Annotated in this window: 13 protein-coding genes; 12 read left to right on the top strand and 1 reads right to left on the bottom strand. The window is 36.3% G+C overall.

All coding sequences use genetic code 11. From position 1 onward, the window contains the following. Positions 1-29 precede the first annotated feature (29 nt). From QY97_RS11615 to QY97_RS11565, 11 genes are all read left to right on the top strand, one after another. A complete protein-coding gene (locus tag QY97_RS11615) occupies positions 30-1,358 on the top strand; it encodes a hypothetical protein (protein WP_039231500.1) in 1,329 nt (442 codons plus the stop codon). A gap of 67 nt (positions 1,359-1,425) precedes the next feature. Continuing rightward, complete coding sequence (locus tag QY97_RS11610; protein WP_039231497.1) at positions 1,426-2,904, top strand: asparagine synthase-related protein; 1,479 nt, start codon at positions 1,426-1,428, stop codon at positions 2,902-2,904. 34 nt (positions 2,905-2,938) lie between these two features. After that, complete coding sequence (locus QY97_RS11605; protein WP_157761895.1) at positions 2,939-4,006, top strand: glycosyltransferase; 1,068 nt, start codon at positions 2,939-2,941, stop codon at positions 4,004-4,006. A gap of 14 nt (positions 4,007-4,020) precedes the next feature. After that, positions 4,021-5,139: a glycosyltransferase gene (locus tag QY97_RS11600; protein WP_039231490.1), complete on the top strand. Its 1,119-nt coding sequence runs from the start codon at positions 4,021-4,023 to the stop codon at positions 5,137-5,139. Positions 5,140-5,150: 11 nt separating this feature from the next. Next, positions 5,151-6,161 (top strand): NAD-dependent epimerase, encoded by a 1,011-nt coding sequence (locus QY97_RS11595; RefSeq protein ID WP_039231487.1) that lies wholly within the window; start codon positions 5,151-5,153, stop codon positions 6,159-6,161. Next, on the top strand, positions 6,161-7,441 hold the full coding sequence (locus QY97_RS11590; RefSeq protein WP_039231483.1) for a nucleotide sugar dehydrogenase: 1,281 nt from the start codon (positions 6,161-6,163) through the stop codon (positions 7,439-7,441). The genes QY97_RS11595 and QY97_RS11590 overlap by 1 nt, the downstream gene beginning before the upstream one ends. 233 nt (positions 7,442-7,674) lie before the next feature. Next, positions 7,675-8,682 (top strand): UDP-glucose 4-epimerase GalE, encoded by a 1,008-nt coding sequence (gene galE, locus QY97_RS11585; protein WP_039231482.1) that lies wholly within the window; start codon positions 7,675-7,677, stop codon positions 8,680-8,682. A gap of 36 nt (positions 8,683-8,718) precedes the next feature. Next, positions 8,719-9,873: a glycosyltransferase family 4 protein gene (locus QY97_RS11580; protein ID WP_039231479.1), complete on the top strand. Its 1,155-nt coding sequence runs from the start codon at positions 8,719-8,721 to the stop codon at positions 9,871-9,873. Beyond that, on the top strand, positions 9,870-10,736 hold the full coding sequence (locus tag QY97_RS11575; RefSeq protein ID WP_039231476.1) for an NAD-dependent epimerase/dehydratase family protein: 867 nt from the start codon (positions 9,870-9,872) through the stop codon (positions 10,734-10,736). The genes QY97_RS11580 and QY97_RS11575 overlap by 4 nt, the downstream gene beginning before the upstream one ends. Before the next feature lie 24 nt (positions 10,737-10,760). Further along, positions 10,761-11,339: a sugar transferase gene (locus QY97_RS11570; RefSeq protein WP_039231472.1), complete on the top strand. Its 579-nt coding sequence runs from the start codon at positions 10,761-10,763 to the stop codon at positions 11,337-11,339. 475 nt (positions 11,340-11,814) lie between these two features. Continuing rightward, positions 11,815-12,345, top strand: coding sequence for a YdcF family protein (locus QY97_RS11565; RefSeq protein WP_046128732.1), 531 nt, complete (start codon positions 11,815-11,817; stop codon positions 12,343-12,345). A gap of 136 nt (positions 12,346-12,481) precedes the next feature. Here QY97_RS11565 and QY97_RS11560 read toward each other — a convergent pair whose 3' ends face one another. Then, entirely contained in the window at positions 12,482-14,356 is a 1,875-nt protein-coding gene (locus tag QY97_RS11560) for a sigma-54 interaction domain-containing protein (RefSeq protein WP_046128735.1), read from the bottom strand. Between the two features lie 182 nt (positions 14,357-14,538). Between QY97_RS11560 and QY97_RS20450 the strand changes: the two genes are divergently transcribed. Next, positions 14,539-14,700: a hypothetical protein gene (locus QY97_RS20450; protein ID WP_157761894.1), complete on the top strand. Its 162-nt coding sequence runs from the start codon at positions 14,539-14,541 to the stop codon at positions 14,698-14,700. Positions 14,701-14,774 lie beyond the last annotated feature (74 nt).

The following is a 14,774-nucleotide window of genomic DNA, read 5'->3' as shown; positions in this document are numbered from 1 at the left end:
AATTCATAAGACTTTGAATCGGAGGAATAATGATAGGAATATATTCGATTTTACCAAGTTTAATATTGCTATTTTTAATTGCATTTGTAGAGTTGGCGATCAATAAAAGAAGAAGAATATTCAATTCTTTGTCAGTAGTAAATATAACTTTTGCTGTATGCTACGCCCTTACCCCCATGTTATTAATGGTATTTAGAGAGAATATAGAATTGGCTCTATGGATGAAGAAAAATCCACTAACAGAAAAATATTATTTAATTGCATCTATTTTTTCGCTAATAGGTTATGTATTTTTAGTGTTAAGTTATTTAATTTCTCGGAGAGTTAAAATGGACAGTTTGAGCAATTTCCAATGGAACAAAATCAGAATGGACAAAGTATTTATTTTGAATAATATATTTGGATTAATTGGGTTGTCCTCCCTGATGATTTTGATTATAGAAGCAGGAGGGGTCTTGGAATATTTGCAAGTAGGCATAATAATTAGAAATGCTGATCAGGCAGTGCTAGAGTATGGCTTTTTGACCAATATAGTGACGGTTTTAGCATACTGTGCTTTTTTAGCGTATGGGTTATTTTTAGATAGTAAGAGTTCCAGGTACAAGAGAATCAATTTTGTTTTATTTATCCTTTATGCCTCAACTGCATTACTTGTTCTTTTTAATAGAGCGGGTAGATTATCATTAATTCTATTTTTTATTACTTTTATAATCATAAGGCTTCTTAAAACAAAGAAACTTTATATAAAAAGCCTTGCGCTCATTATGATAACTTTTTATTTCTTCACAGTTTTTGGAAAGAGGATCTTTCATTACTTTGTGCTTGATGACTTTGCTCTACCAGAAGTTAGTTTATTTGAATCACTACAGAGAATTTTACTAGACTTTTCTTTTCCCTTTTTCACTTTAGCTAATGCCATAAAGTATTCTTTCTTTGACGGTGTACCAAGACTTTTTATTGACTTCTACATAGGTATTTTTAATTTAATCCCTAACTCGCTTATTTCCAAATTTGGAATGGATAAACTAACAACAGAAACAGAGTTAAATACTGCTTCCTTTGGTGGGCTATCTGGAATACCAGTAGATTTTTTGAGTCTTGGATATTATAGTTTTGGTCTTGCAGGCATATTAATTACTTGCATCATTTTGGGAAGCTCACTAGCAATATTAGAGAAAATTTTTGCCAACATAGATACAAACCTAGCTTATATTTTTTACTTTAGAATTATAGTGTTTATTGCTTTATTTATTCCTTATGCAGGTCCCACAAATTTGTTTAAAAATAATTTTATGTTTATCATTCTGGGATTATGCCTGATGATGTTAGCTTATAAAAAGAAACAACCAATTAAATAAAAACTAGATATCTAAGCTAATTTAGTAAGTTCGATAGTTATTGTACTTATAGAAAGGACGAATTGCTTTGAATAGTTGGCCGAAATGGATTTTTACTGAAAATCATACTGGCAGCCAATACCCTTATTTTATAAATCAGTATGACAAAACACTTTTCACTTTTGAAATGCCAGTAGCTCTTAATTATTTAGGAAGAAAAGAATACTCATTAAATCAAGCTGCTGTAATTGAAATTCTACACAAAGGTTATATTTTTGGAGATAAAACATTAGTTGAGGAAGTAAACAGAACGCCTTGGTTGGCTAAAGTACAAGGTCGAGAGTGGTCATATACTACTGTATATGACCACTCACATCAAAAAAGTAATCCCGAGAAAGTAGCAGTAAGGTTAAAGGAAATGCTATATGAGGAGTTATTAAGCTATATAGGTGAACATAAAAACATTGGTATCTTATTGTCTGGGGGGTTAGACAGTAGGATTATTGCTGGTTTGCTTAAAGAAGCAGAAGAATTAGGAGATTTTAGTGGTAATATTATTGTCTACAATTGGGGGATGGAGAAATCAAGAGATGTGCAGTATGCTAGAGAAATTGCGCATCTTTATGAATGGGATTATATCCACTATACACTAAGTTCTGAAGTCTTAAAGGAGAATTTTTTTGAGGCTCTAAGTATTGGAGCGGAAGTTTCTCCAGTTCATCTTCACTGTATGAATAAGGTTAGAGACGATAGTCATTCTGAAATAATAATTGCAGGAACTTACGGGGATTCCTTGGGGAGAGGTTTGTACTCAGGAGTGCACTTTTCTGATTTGAAGAGTAATATTAGTGGGAATATAAATAAGTTAGGCTTAATTAAGGATGAAGCTATTAAGGAATGTAGAAGTATAATAGAAAGTGATTACATCCATTATAGGAATAATTTAATGGGTGCGAAGAATGAATACCAACTAAGAGAGGTAGAAGAGAATGTTCACTATTTAAGGAGACTTTTAGGCACTGCCATGAGCGTAATTGCTCAAAAGAAACCTATATACCAATTATTTACGAAGCCGAGTGTAGTTCAGTATATATGGAGCTTAGATAAAGAGACTAGAAATGATGAAGTATATAAGGAGATATTAAAGTCTCTGCCTTTAAAAATTGGCAGTATTCCATATGCAAAAACTGGAAAGAGCTTTCTAGAGGGGGATAAAGGCGCAATTGCGGATAATTTTCCAAAAAACCATCATTGTTACGGAGAATGGTTAAGGGGGGACTTAAAACAGTTTATTGTAAATGAGCTTGATAAAGGGACATTATATAAACTAAATTTATTTAATGAAAAAGCCATTGAAAATCTAATTAAGGTGTGGAAAAGGGAAGAAAGTCCAGCTCTAGGCAAAATAGATCATATAATCAGTTGGCTAGTTGTATTTTCAATGTTCATAGAAAGGAATAATGTTCAATCACAAAAGAGTTATAAGTTACATCCAATAGACCATCTTAATTCCAAAACGGTTAGAGCAAAAATAAAAGCTAAGCAATTAATATCAAAAGTTTATTAGAAGAGGAAGGAAAACATATAATAGAGGAATGGTAGTGAGTGCTGTGAAAAAAAAAGTAAGTTTTATTTTGCCTTCCATAGGGCTTGGTGGAGCGGAGAAGATATTTATTGAGTTAGCAGGCGAAATTAATAAGAATAAAAATTATGAAATTGAATTAGTTTATTTAACTAAACTACAAAACGAATACACCTTGCCTGAAGGCTTGGTAACGGTATGCCTTAATTCAAAGTCTACGAAGGCTGCCTTTATTCCATTGCTTAGATATTTCCGTAGCTCAAAGCCTGATGTTGTATTTTCTGGTATAGGGCATCTTAATATAATGTTAATAGTTATTAAGTCTCTATTTAACTTTACTTTTAAATTATTTGTTCGGCATTCAAATATATTAAGTGAAAGTCTTCCTTCTGACAGACATAAGCAAAAGCTAATGTTAAAGCTTTTTAGACTATATAAAAAAGCTGATAAAGTAATTTTCCAATCTCAAAGTATGCAAGATGACTTTCTAAACCTTATAAAACTCAATAATTCTTACATTATTAATAATCCTATAAATATAAATAAAAATCATGAGGCTTCGCTTGCGTATAATATTGATGATTCTATGCGTGATACCTACCTCTATGTAGGGAGGTTGAGCGCTGTTAAGCAAGTAGACTACTTAATAAACGAATATAGTAAATTAACAAGTGAAAGAACCCCTAAGTTACTTATTATTGGTGACGGAGATCAAAGGAATAAATTAGAAGAGATGATTCTGGAAAGGAGACTTCAAGACCGGGTGATTTTATTAGGAGCGATATCAAATCCTTATCCGTACATCAAAGAATGTAGAGCAATGTTTTTATGCTCGAAAACTGAAGGTTTTCCGAATGTTGTTCTCGAGGCGTTTAGCTTTAATAAGCCGATGTTAATAAAAAAGCATAGAGGAGGAACTAAGGAAATCCTAGATAGTTTAAACTTAAGAGAATTTTTTTTAGATCGAATAGATTTCAATGAGATTGAAAGTTTAGTTTCAAGTTTCCCTAAAAATATAAAAGAAAGAGTAATAAAGCGTTATGATATAAGCTCTATTTCTTTAGAATACTTAGATTTAATTGAGTAATTGTGAGGGGTTAAATGAAAAAGACAAAGGTTATTCATATTATCACTGGTTTAGGTGGAGGAGGAGCAGAAACAATGCTCTTCAAATTATTAAAGTATTTCAATAAAGATTTATATGAATTTGAGGTTATATCCCTAACAGATGAAGGCGTTTTTGGGCCTAGGATTAGAGAGGAAGGAATTAAGGTTCATGCCTTAGAAATGAAAAAGTGGCCTCCTGATCCTGACTTACTTTTAAAAGCAAGAAAAATTACTAAAGAGGCAGCTGTCATACAGACTTGGTTATATCATGCAGATTTATTTGGGTACTTAATTAAAAGAAAAAATCAAAAGTTAATCTGGGGAATTCGCCAGGCTAACCTTGATAAATCATCAAACAAAAAGTCGGTACTGCTAATAGCAAAATTAAATTCGTTATTTTCAAAAACCAACAGAGTAGATACCATAATAAGTTGTTCAAATGTGGCAGTGGAAAGCCATAAAGAATTTGGATATAGTACAAAAAAAATAATAACCATACCAAACGGATTTGAACTTGATAACTTTTCTAAAATAGAAGGGGCTAAAGAAAGGCTAGGAAGGGAAATTAATACTTCCTTGGCGGGAAAAAATGTAATTGCACATGTTGGAAGATGGGATATACAAAAGGATCATGAGAACTTGATAAAGGCTATCAGCTATGTCAAGCTTTCTTATAAAAATGTTCTCTTTTTGTTGTGTGGGAAGGAGATAGACTATTCGAATGATGAATTAAATAATTTAATTAGTAAGTATAATGTTCATGAGAACGTTCTTTTGTTAGGTAGAAGAGAAGATGTTCCTTTAATAATGTCAGCCTCCGATCTCTTGGTTTCTTCATCTTTAGGGGAGGGATTTTCTAATGTTATAGGGGAAGCCATGGCTTGTGAAACACCTTGCGTCGTTACAGATGTAGGAGATTCGGCCTATATAGTTGGTAAGACAGGAGCAGTGGTGCCTCCTAAAGATGCTCAAAAACTATCGGAAGAAATAGTGGGGTTTTTGGATAAAAAGGAGGAGGAAAAAGAGTCATTTGGCAGGCTGGCTAGAGAACGTGTTACAAAAGAGTTTGATATAAAAAAAATTGTAAAAAGGTTTGAAGAACAATATAAGTAGGGGGTCTTTTTATGAAAATCTTGATCACAGGATCTGCAGGGTTCATTGGCTCGCATTTAGCAAAAAAACTTTTGGAAAGTAATTATTCTGTTATAGGTATAGATAATTTAAACAATTATTATGATGTGAACTTAAAACGTTCTCGCCTCTCCTTTTTGGAAACTAGTAATTTCCATTTTGAAAAAGCAAATTTAGAAAATCGCGATATCGTAATGTCAATTTTTGAAAAATATAAGCCAGACGTTGTTATTAATTTAGCTGCGCAAGCAGGTGTAAGATATAGCTTGGAAAATCCGCATGCTTATATTGATTCTAATATCGTTGGTTTTACAAATATTTTAGAAGCATGCCGACATAATAAAGTGGATCAACTTATTTATGCCTCTTCTAGCTCAGTGTATGGTGCAAATACGAGTCTACCTTTTTCCGTTCATGATAACGTGGATCACCCTATCAGCTTATACGCAGCTACTAAGAAAGCAAATGAATTGATGGCTCATACATATAGCCATCTTTATGGGTTGCCAACAACGGGGCTTCGCTTTTTTACAGTTTACGGACCTTGGGGGCGGCCGGATATGGCTTTGTTCTTATTTACAAGAGCAATTATTAATGGAGAGCCAATCAAAGTCTTTAATAATGGCAAAATGATGCGAGACTTTACATACGTAGATGATATAGTGGAGAGTATTTACCGTTTAATTCAACGTAAACCGGAACCAAATCCAGAATGGAGCGGGAATAATCCAGATCCGGGTACAAGCTATGCACCTTATAAAATTTATAACATAGGTAACAACAGTCCCGTTAATTTAATGGAGTTTATTTCTGCAATTGAAGAGAAGCTGGGTATTGAGGCAAAGAAAGAGTATTTACCGCTTCAAGCAGGAGATGTTCCGGCTACTTATGCCAACGTAGAAGATTTATATCGTGATATTGACTTTAGGCCACAAACGTCCATTAAAGAAGGCGTTGGCAAATTTATTGATTGGTACATTGATTATTATGGGGTGAAACTATAATGGATAGAAAAATTGGAGTTGTTGGGTTAGGTTATGTAGGTTTGCCGGTGGCAGTAGCCTTTGGAAAAGAGCATCATATTGTCGGTTTTGATATTAATGAATATCGTATTGAAACGTTGCGCCAAGGTATTGATTACACCAATGAAGTAACTTCTGAGGATCTACAAAGGGCAACAATTGAATTTACAAATAATCCATCTAGCTTAGCTGAGGTGGATTTTATTATTGTTGCTGTTCCCACCCCTATTAATGAAAATAAGCAGCCAGATCTTACGCCGCTTATTAAAGCATCAGAAACAGTCGGAAGCAATATGAAAAAGGGAACAATTGTTGTGTATGAATCAACAGTTTATCCAGGAGCAACAGAAGAAGTGTGTGTGCCTGTTTTAGAAGGGAAATCGGGTCTGAAAGCAGGCAAGGATTTCTTCGTCGGTTATTCACCAGAACGGATTAATCCAGGGGATAAGGAACATACATTTACAACCATCACAAAAGTGGTTTCTGGCCAGAATGAAGAAGTGCTTGATATTGTGGCGGATGTCTATAGCTCTGTGGTAGAAGCAGGCGTGCACAAGGCTAGCTCTATTAAAGTAGCTGAAGCAGCAAAAGTTATTGAAAATACGCAACGTGACTTAAACATTGCTTTAATGAATGAATTAGCTATCATTTTTGATAAGCTTGGGATTGACACATCTGAAGTACTTAAAGCTGCAGGAACGAAATGGAACTTTCTAAACTTTTCGCCGGGCCTTGTGGGGGGGCATTGTATTGGTGTTGATCCTTATTACTTAACACATAAAGCGGAGAGTGTAGGACATCACCCACAAGTCATTTTGGCAGGCCGGCGTATCAATGATAATATGGGTGATTTTGTAGCGACTTCTTTAATTAAAAAAATGATCCACAGAAATATGCCTGTACAAGGAGCTAGAGTAACTGTACTAGGGTTAACGTTTAAAGAAAATGTACCAGATCTAAGGAATTCTAAAGTAATTGATGTTATTCGTGAACTTCAAGAGTTTGGGGTGGACGTTCAAGTAACAGATGCGATAGCGAATCCGGAAGAAGCCATGGAAGAGTATGGAGTTCGACTAGTCTCTTATGAAAAACTTTTGCCAGCAGATGCAGTAGTGTTTGCTGTCCCTCATGTAGAATATGTCTCTAAAGGCTGGAGTCAGTTTAATCAGCTTTTAAAACATGGGAAGGGCATAGTAGTGGATATTAAAAGTGCTCTTGATTCTTCATTGCGTCCAAGCAACATTGATTTATGGAGATTATAACAGTTGTAATTATTAAATCGATAAGAAAGATTTTCGGAAAAGCAATAGTAAGCAAACCTGGTTAAACAAAAACTACAAAAGCATCAAGGGGGTCATGTTATGCCCGCTAAGATTATAGATAGTAAAAGCAGCCGAAATGTTTTCGGATGCATTTAATTTTGTAAATGCTCTTTTAATCAAGTAATGGAGGATATAATTCCATTAACAGCGAAGGGCTTGAATGGAGTGTCTTTATGATATTAATAACAGGGGGAACTGGTTTTATTGGTAGTCATACAGCTCTTTTGTTATTGGAAAACGGATATGAAATTGTTATTGTCGATAATTTTGTGAATAGTAGCCGGGAAGTATTAAAGCGACTAGAAAGGCTTATAGGAGCCTCAATTCCATTTGTTGAGCTTGATCTACGTGATGAAGAAGCACTGGAACAGTTGTTTATGACATATAATATTGATTCAGTTATACATTTTGCGGGGTTAAAAGCAGTGGGAGAGTCGGTGGAAAAGCCATTATATTATTACGAGAATAACATAGGTAGTACATTAGTTCTTTGTAAGGTTATGGAAAAGTTCGGCGTTATGAAACTTGTGTTTAGTTCATCAGCTACAGTATATGGGGCTCCTGAATTAGTTCCTATCGTTGAAAATACTCCTTTGCATTCTACTAATCCATATGGGCGTACTAAGCTTATGGTTGAAGAAATTTTGAAAGATTTGTATATTTCCAATCCGAATTGGAGTATTGCACTTCTTCGATACTTTAACCCAATTGGCGCTCATGAAAGTGGAGAGATTGGTGAGAACCCTAATGGAACTCCCAATAATTTGATGCCCTACATTACGCAAGTGGCGATCGGGAAACGCAAAGAGTTATATATATTTGGCAACGATTATCCAACAATGGATGGAACAGGGGTACGTGATTACATACATGTCACAGATTTGGCATATGGACATGTGAAAGCTTTAGAGAAACTGAATAAATCCACAGGTATTGATGCTTACAATTTAGGAACAGGAAAAGGGTATAGTGTACTCGAAGTAGTTAAAACATTTGAGCATGTTACTGGTGTATCAATCCCCTATAAATTCGTAAAGCGGCGTCCGGGGGATATTGCAGAATGCTATGCAGATCCATCCAAAGCAAATAAGGAGCTTAAATGGGAGGCAAAGAAGACACTAGAGGATATGTGTCAAGATTCTTGGCGGTGGCAAAAGAAAAATCCAGAGGGATTTTGTTAACGAATTACATTTTAAGGAAGGAAGGAGGGTTAGCTATTGAGGAAGGTATTATTCGTTGCTTCAGTGTATGATCACTTGGCAGCTTTCCATAAACCATTTATTAATCTGCTACAAGGAATGGGCTATTCCGTTCATGCAGCTGCTAGCCCCTCAATGGGAAGGAAAGAGGAAGTTTCCAGCATGGGTGTAACTTGTCATGATATAAGTTTTGAACGTTCTCCTTTCTCCCTTGATAATATAAAGGCAATGAAATCATTAAAAGAGTTATTTAATAGAACTTCATTTGATCTTATTCACGTTCATACGCCGGTTGCCTCATTACTAACTAGGATGGTATTGAGAAATAGGGAAAAAGAAAAGGTGATTTACACGGCGCATGGTTTTCATTTTTATAAAGGATCTTCAAAGCTAAGTTGGCTTCTTTACTTTAATGCTGAGAAGATTGCTGCTAAGTGGACAGATGGTATTCTAATAATGAATAAGGAAGACTATCTGAATGCACTAAGGCTAGGTTACAAAGAAGGTAAAGTATTTATGGTTCATGGGGTAGGAGTGGATAATAGATTAGTCGATAACCCAAGTTTGAAGATACGAGGAATAAAAGAAGAGTTAGGTATTTCTCCAGATCAGAAAATTGTTTCGTTTGTGGCTGAGTTAAACGAGAACAAAAACCATCGGTATTTGCTAAGAAACTGGAAAAGTATTTTAAAAAGATGCCCTAATACTACCCTTCTTATCCTTGGCAAGGGAAATAAAGAGTTAGAGTTAAAGTCATATGTCGAAAGAGAAAAAATAGAAAATGTGTGTTTCCTTGGATATAGAAATGACATCCCTTATATATTAGAGATGTCGGATGTGGTCACTTTACTTTCTAAAAGGGAAGGGCTTCCCAAGAGTCTGATGGAAGCGATGATACATGGGGTGCCTTGTGTAGTAACAGATATCCGGGGATCAAGAGATTTAATAAAAAATAATGAAAATGGATATGTAGTCCCCCTCGATGATGATGTATCATTGACAAATGCTTTTATAGATATCCTTGAAAATGACAAATTACGAAATACGATGTCTCAACGTGCAGTTAAATTAGTTGAACCTTATTTAATGTCTAACGTACTAAGGGAGTACGAAGTTATTTACCGAAGGTTTCTTGAAAATGAATCCGGTGAGAAGGAAAGACAATTATCATGAACATTGTTATCACTTCAAAAAATGGTTATATCTCAAGAAGGTTAGATGGATGGTTATCTTATAAAAATGGTCAGCTTCAGGTTGAAAGAGTTTCAATAAGAAACAATTCTTTAGCTAGTGTTGACCTTACAAATTGTAATTGTGTTATTCACACTGCTGCTTTGGTGCATAAAAAAGAAAGTAATTATTCTAAGAAAGATTATTTAGAAACAAATAGGGACTTAACTATTAAATTAGCAAATAAAGCAAAAGAAAATGGGGTTCGTCACTTTCTACTATTAAGCACAATGTCCGTTTTTGGAGTAGAAGGGTCTGTTACAGAGAAGAGAATAATTGATTCAAGGACTCCTTTGTCACCTCAAACATTTTATGGCGAGAGTAAACTTGGAGCGGAAGAAGCCTTATTAAATATGCAAACAGAAGACTTTAAGGTAGCGATTCTGCGCCCGCCAATGGTATATGGACCAGGGTGCCCGGGGAATTATAAATTACTTAGCAAATTAGCTAGGAAGACACCTATATTCCCAGATATTCAAAATGAACGTAGTATGATTTTTATTGATAACTTATGCGAGTTTATTCGAGTAGTTATCGAAAGAAGGTTGTCAGGAATCTTCCATCCTCAGGACCAAGAATATGTATGTACATCGCAGATGGTAAAAGAAATCGCAAGGGTTCATGGGAAAAGAGTCCAATTAGACAAGGTGTCTGGTGCAGTTGTTAAGAATGGATTAAGAAAGCAGGCGATTGTTAACAAGGTCTTTGGAAACTTGACGTACGCACCTGAGCTTTCTTCTTTTGAGCTTGATTATCATGTGTGTGGCATGAGGGAAGCTATTCGAAGAAGCGAGAAGGGTGAATAAATAATATGGATAGGTGTATAAATAATGTATAAATTACTTAAAAGAATAATGGATTTTACGTTATCCTTTTTTGCCTTACTCTTGTTTTCACCACTATTTCTTGTTCTTTGCCTACTTATTAAAATGGATTCTCCAGGTCCAATTTTTTTTAAACAAAAACGTGCAGGAGAAAACGATTCCCATTTTATGATTTATAAATTCCGATCTATGCGGATAGATACGCCGAATGTATCGACCGATAAATTGGGAGATCCCTCTATTTATATTACAAAGGTTGGGCACTTTTTGCGCAAGACCTCACTGGATGAGCTGCCTCAACTATTAAATATTATCAAAGGAGACATGTCAATCGTTGGTCCGCGCCCAGCTTTGTACAATCAATATGAGTTGATTAAAGCACGTAAGAAGGTAAATGTGCACGCTTTGAAACCAGGCTTAACGGGATATGCTCAAGTAAAAGGGCGCGATTTTATTTCCGATGAAGAAAAAGTGGCTTATGATAAGTATTATTTAGAACATATGTCTTTTTTCTTTGATATAAAAATCATCTGGATGACAGTTATTAGTGTTGTGAAATCTGAAGGGGTTAGAATGAACGAATAAGGCAAATTGTTTTATCAAGTGGAGCGAAAAGAGGATATTTTATACGGTTCTCTGTCTTTAACTTATGATTTACTCAAGAAAGCGGAAAAGGTAAGTTTCCTATTTGTTATTGCTATTGCTTTAAAATTAGTTAAAGAGAAACTATCAGAAGTCAAGGTGCGAAGTTTTTAACCATTATCCACTTTTCAATGATTATTAGTTTAGCAGCAATAGCTCATGAGGAGATCGGTTATTATGGTAATTGTTGTTGCTTTGACTGTGGGAAGTATGTTATTACTAAAAAACGGAATCTTGGAAGCGCACTTTTTATTAAGATGAGGGAAAATATATTATAGTGAATTTTATAGTGTGAGTTATTCGATGAGCAGCTAGTCTATAGATGGCTAGCTCATTTTTTTATGCAATTCTGCTTTAATACAATAATTTAATAAAGTAGACAGGTGATGCTATACTGGCAATACTGAGATACAGTTTTATGGTTACCATCATTTTGATTATCTTAATACCTATTGCCCGCTTTTTTCTAGTGATTGATGAAGAACCAAAGAAGGCAGATGTCATTGTCGTACTAAGTGGAGACATTGGCCGCTTGGAAAAAGCAGCTGAGCTCTACCATAACGGTTATGCTGATCAAATGATGTTGTCTGCTGCAACGGAAGCCGGGACAACACCTGAAGAAGCCATAGCATTTGGCGTTTCAGAAGAAGATTTGATTTTAGAAAACGAGGCTACAAGCACATATACAAATGCTCTTTACACGAAAGAGAAGATGGAGAAGTATAGCTTTGACTCTGCCATCGTTGTTTCCTCCGATTATCATATGCGGCGCGTGAAGTTCATATTTGACCGGGTGTATCAAGACAGTGGTGTTGATTTAATTTATGATGCCTCATCACGTAATGATGAAGCTTGGTACTTGGATAAACGGAATGTTCTTCTAACCGCAGGGGAGTTTATGAAGTTGCCTGCATATTGGTTAGGGCTATATAAATTCATTAATCTATAGAAGGAGAGCGCTATGAAAGCCACAACTTTTAGCTTGTTCTTCATTTTCTCTTGCAATCTAAACAGCATCGTCCCATTCATTCAACAACACCTCCAATACAACAAAAAGTGGTGGAAGCCAACTCCACCACTCCTCACTAAATATTAATCTTCAAAACCTTCCCCATTTTACCTAATTCCGACTCAATGTATTCTTTGCTGTAATCATAGCCGATCAAGGCGATGACTTGGCCGGTGTCGTCGATGACGGGGGCGAGGCTGGTTTTCCATTCTCCGTAGATGTCTTTATAAACCGGGGTGACTTCGACTCTTCCTTTCACCGCATTGGCCGCTACTTTCACGAATTCTGGTGAGCCTTCATATAGCTCTCCAGGTCTCATGGTAAAGTCTTTGTCTGCCGCTAGCGTCCTGAATGTTTTGCCTTCCGGAATATCAAAGATAAAGGCCCACTTGATGCCGCCTTCCTGCTTTCTGATCATTGTGAGCTGGTTCTGCAGCTTTTGGAAAACTGGATTGGACAGCGTCGGTTCTCTTTTTAGTGCACTGACTTCTTCGGGTTGTATGATGGCCGCTGTTGCGATGGCGACCGCCCGCAATTGGCTATTGAGCTGATTTTCCAGGATGTCTCTTTTCGCAGAAGGGACGATGTTCGGTTCTGATCGTTTCTCAAGAATCTTCCTGTACTTTCTGCTCATTGTTGGCTGGCTGACCTGCAGTACCTTGGCCGCTAGTTTAATCGATTTATACTTTTCCATGGCCATCGTAATTAACTGCTCTTCCACGAGATCGGTAGCTTCCTGCAGTGGCATCAGCTGATTAAATAGAGGTGGGGCGGATGTCACCGCTTCTTGTTCAATTGGCACATATTCCTGAACCGCTGAAGCATCTACGACCGGATCTCTGCTTGTCACCACGATTCTCTCAATCGTGTTTTCCAGCTGTCTGATGTTCCCCGGCCATTCATAGATCGACATGAGGTCGATGGCGTCCTGACTGATTTGAATGGTCCGGTCATACATCGTGTTGTACTTATGCAAGAAGAAATGGATTAAGTAAGGCAGTTCTTCAATTCTTTCCCTTAACGAAGGGATGTGGATCGGAATGACATTTAAACGGTAATAAAGGTCCTCCCTGAATTTCCCTTCATCCACTAAGCTTTTAAGGTTTTTGTTCGTTGCGGCAACGATTTGAATATCCAGTTTGGTCGTAGCCGAGCTTCCCAAGCGGGTCACTTCTCTTTCTTGCAGCGCTCTTAATAACTTCACCTGAAGGTTAAGCGGCATCTCGCCGATTTCATCGAGGAACAGCACCCCCTTGTTGGCCAGCTCAAATTTTCCGGGTGCCCCATCCTTTTTGGCGCCGCTAAATGCGCCTTCCTCATACCCAAATAATTCGCTTTCCAATAGATTTTCAGGAATAGCGCCACAGTTGACCGCGATAAACGGCTTGTTTCTCCTTACGCCCAGGTCATGAATGGCCCGCGCGATGACCTCTTTGCCTACGCCGGATTCTCCTAATAGAAGAACAGAGGACGATACCTTCGCAGCCATTTCGACTGTGCCGAGCACGTTCATCATCTTTTGGCTTTTGACAATAAATAATCTGGAGACGTCATTGATCGATTCTTGAAACGCTTCATGTTCGTCCTCTCTCGTGTTCTCCATTAAGATGTGGTCATTTCTCGACAGGGCTTTGATCCCCCATGTATAATAGATTTCATCATCCAGGTTATTAGTTGGATAGCAGGTAATAAGTGCTCTTTTGTTATTCCAAGTTGTTTGAATCACAGATTTTTTACTTCCATTTAGTAGATCTTCTAAAGATGATTCATTATAAAAGATGGTTTTTTCGAGTTCAAATAGATTCCTATCGACTAAATTAGACATATCTCCCCAAAAATCGTATTTATTTCCGAAAATTTCGACTATTTTTCCGTCACTATTGGTAATAAGCAGCTGATCATAAATCCCCAAAAGAGTTGACTGCAAAACATCATGAAAAACGCTATGCATTTTTGTCAAATCCTCTCCCCCATTCTTTCCCCTAAAGGTATTTCAATTTTAAATGAAAATTTCATAAATGGAAATCAATTTTTCCTAAAATAATAGATATGTAAGGGTTTTCGGCGTGGCACATCAATTGCAATAGTATCACAAATCAAAATATTTTTACAATTAAATGAGGAGGAGATCATTTGAAGAAGGAAAGCATGATTGAAAAAAATATGACGTCTACCGATGAATTTGTCAGAACTTTGTATACCGACCTTCATGACAGGATTCAACATTATGAAAAGGAAGAAGCCGGTGCTGAGAAAATGAAGAGGGTGGATTGCTTGCTGTTTATGGCATCATAAAAATGTAGGTTATGGCACCTAATTTGTGTTGGTCTAAGGGGCTTTACAAATAAAAAAACCACTTGTCAACATTC

This window comes from Bacillus thermotolerans (assembly GCF_000812025.2).
Lineage (GTDB): Bacteria > Bacillota > Bacilli > Bacillales > Domibacillaceae > Quasibacillus > Quasibacillus thermotolerans.
Note: the sequence above shows the minus strand (reverse complement) of the source record. Positions and strands in the feature narration are given on the sequence as shown.

Excerpts from the sequence above, each read along its gene's own strand:
- QY97_RS11615 (WP_039231500.1), top strand. The coding sequence starts at position 30 with ATGATAGGAATATATTCGATTTTACCAAGTTTAATATTGCTATTTTTA.
- QY97_RS11600 (WP_039231490.1), top strand. The coding sequence starts at position 4,021 with ATGAAAAAGACAAAGGTTATTCATATTATCACTGGTTTAGGTGGAGGA.
- QY97_RS11595 (WP_039231487.1), top strand. The coding sequence starts at position 5,151 with ATGAAAATCTTGATCACAGGATCTGCAGGGTTCATTGGCTCGCATTTA.
- QY97_RS11590 (WP_039231483.1), top strand. The coding sequence starts at position 6,161 with ATGGATAGAAAAATTGGAGTTGTTGGGTTAGGTTATGTAGGTTTGCCG.
- galE (WP_039231482.1), top strand. The coding sequence starts at position 7,675 with ATGATATTAATAACAGGGGGAACTGGTTTTATTGGTAGTCATACAGCT.
- QY97_RS11575 (WP_039231476.1), top strand. The coding sequence starts at position 9,870 with ATGAACATTGTTATCACTTCAAAAAATGGTTATATCTCAAGAAGGTTA.
- QY97_RS11570 (WP_039231472.1), top strand. The coding sequence starts at position 10,761 with ATGTATAAATTACTTAAAAGAATAATGGATTTTACGTTATCCTTTTTT.
- QY97_RS11565 (WP_046128732.1), top strand. The coding sequence starts at position 11,815 with ATGGTTACCATCATTTTGATTATCTTAATACCTATTGCCCGCTTTTTT.
- QY97_RS11560 (WP_046128735.1), bottom strand. The coding sequence starts at position 14,356 with ATGCATAGCGTTTTTCATGATGTTTTGCAGTCAACTCTTTTGGGGATT.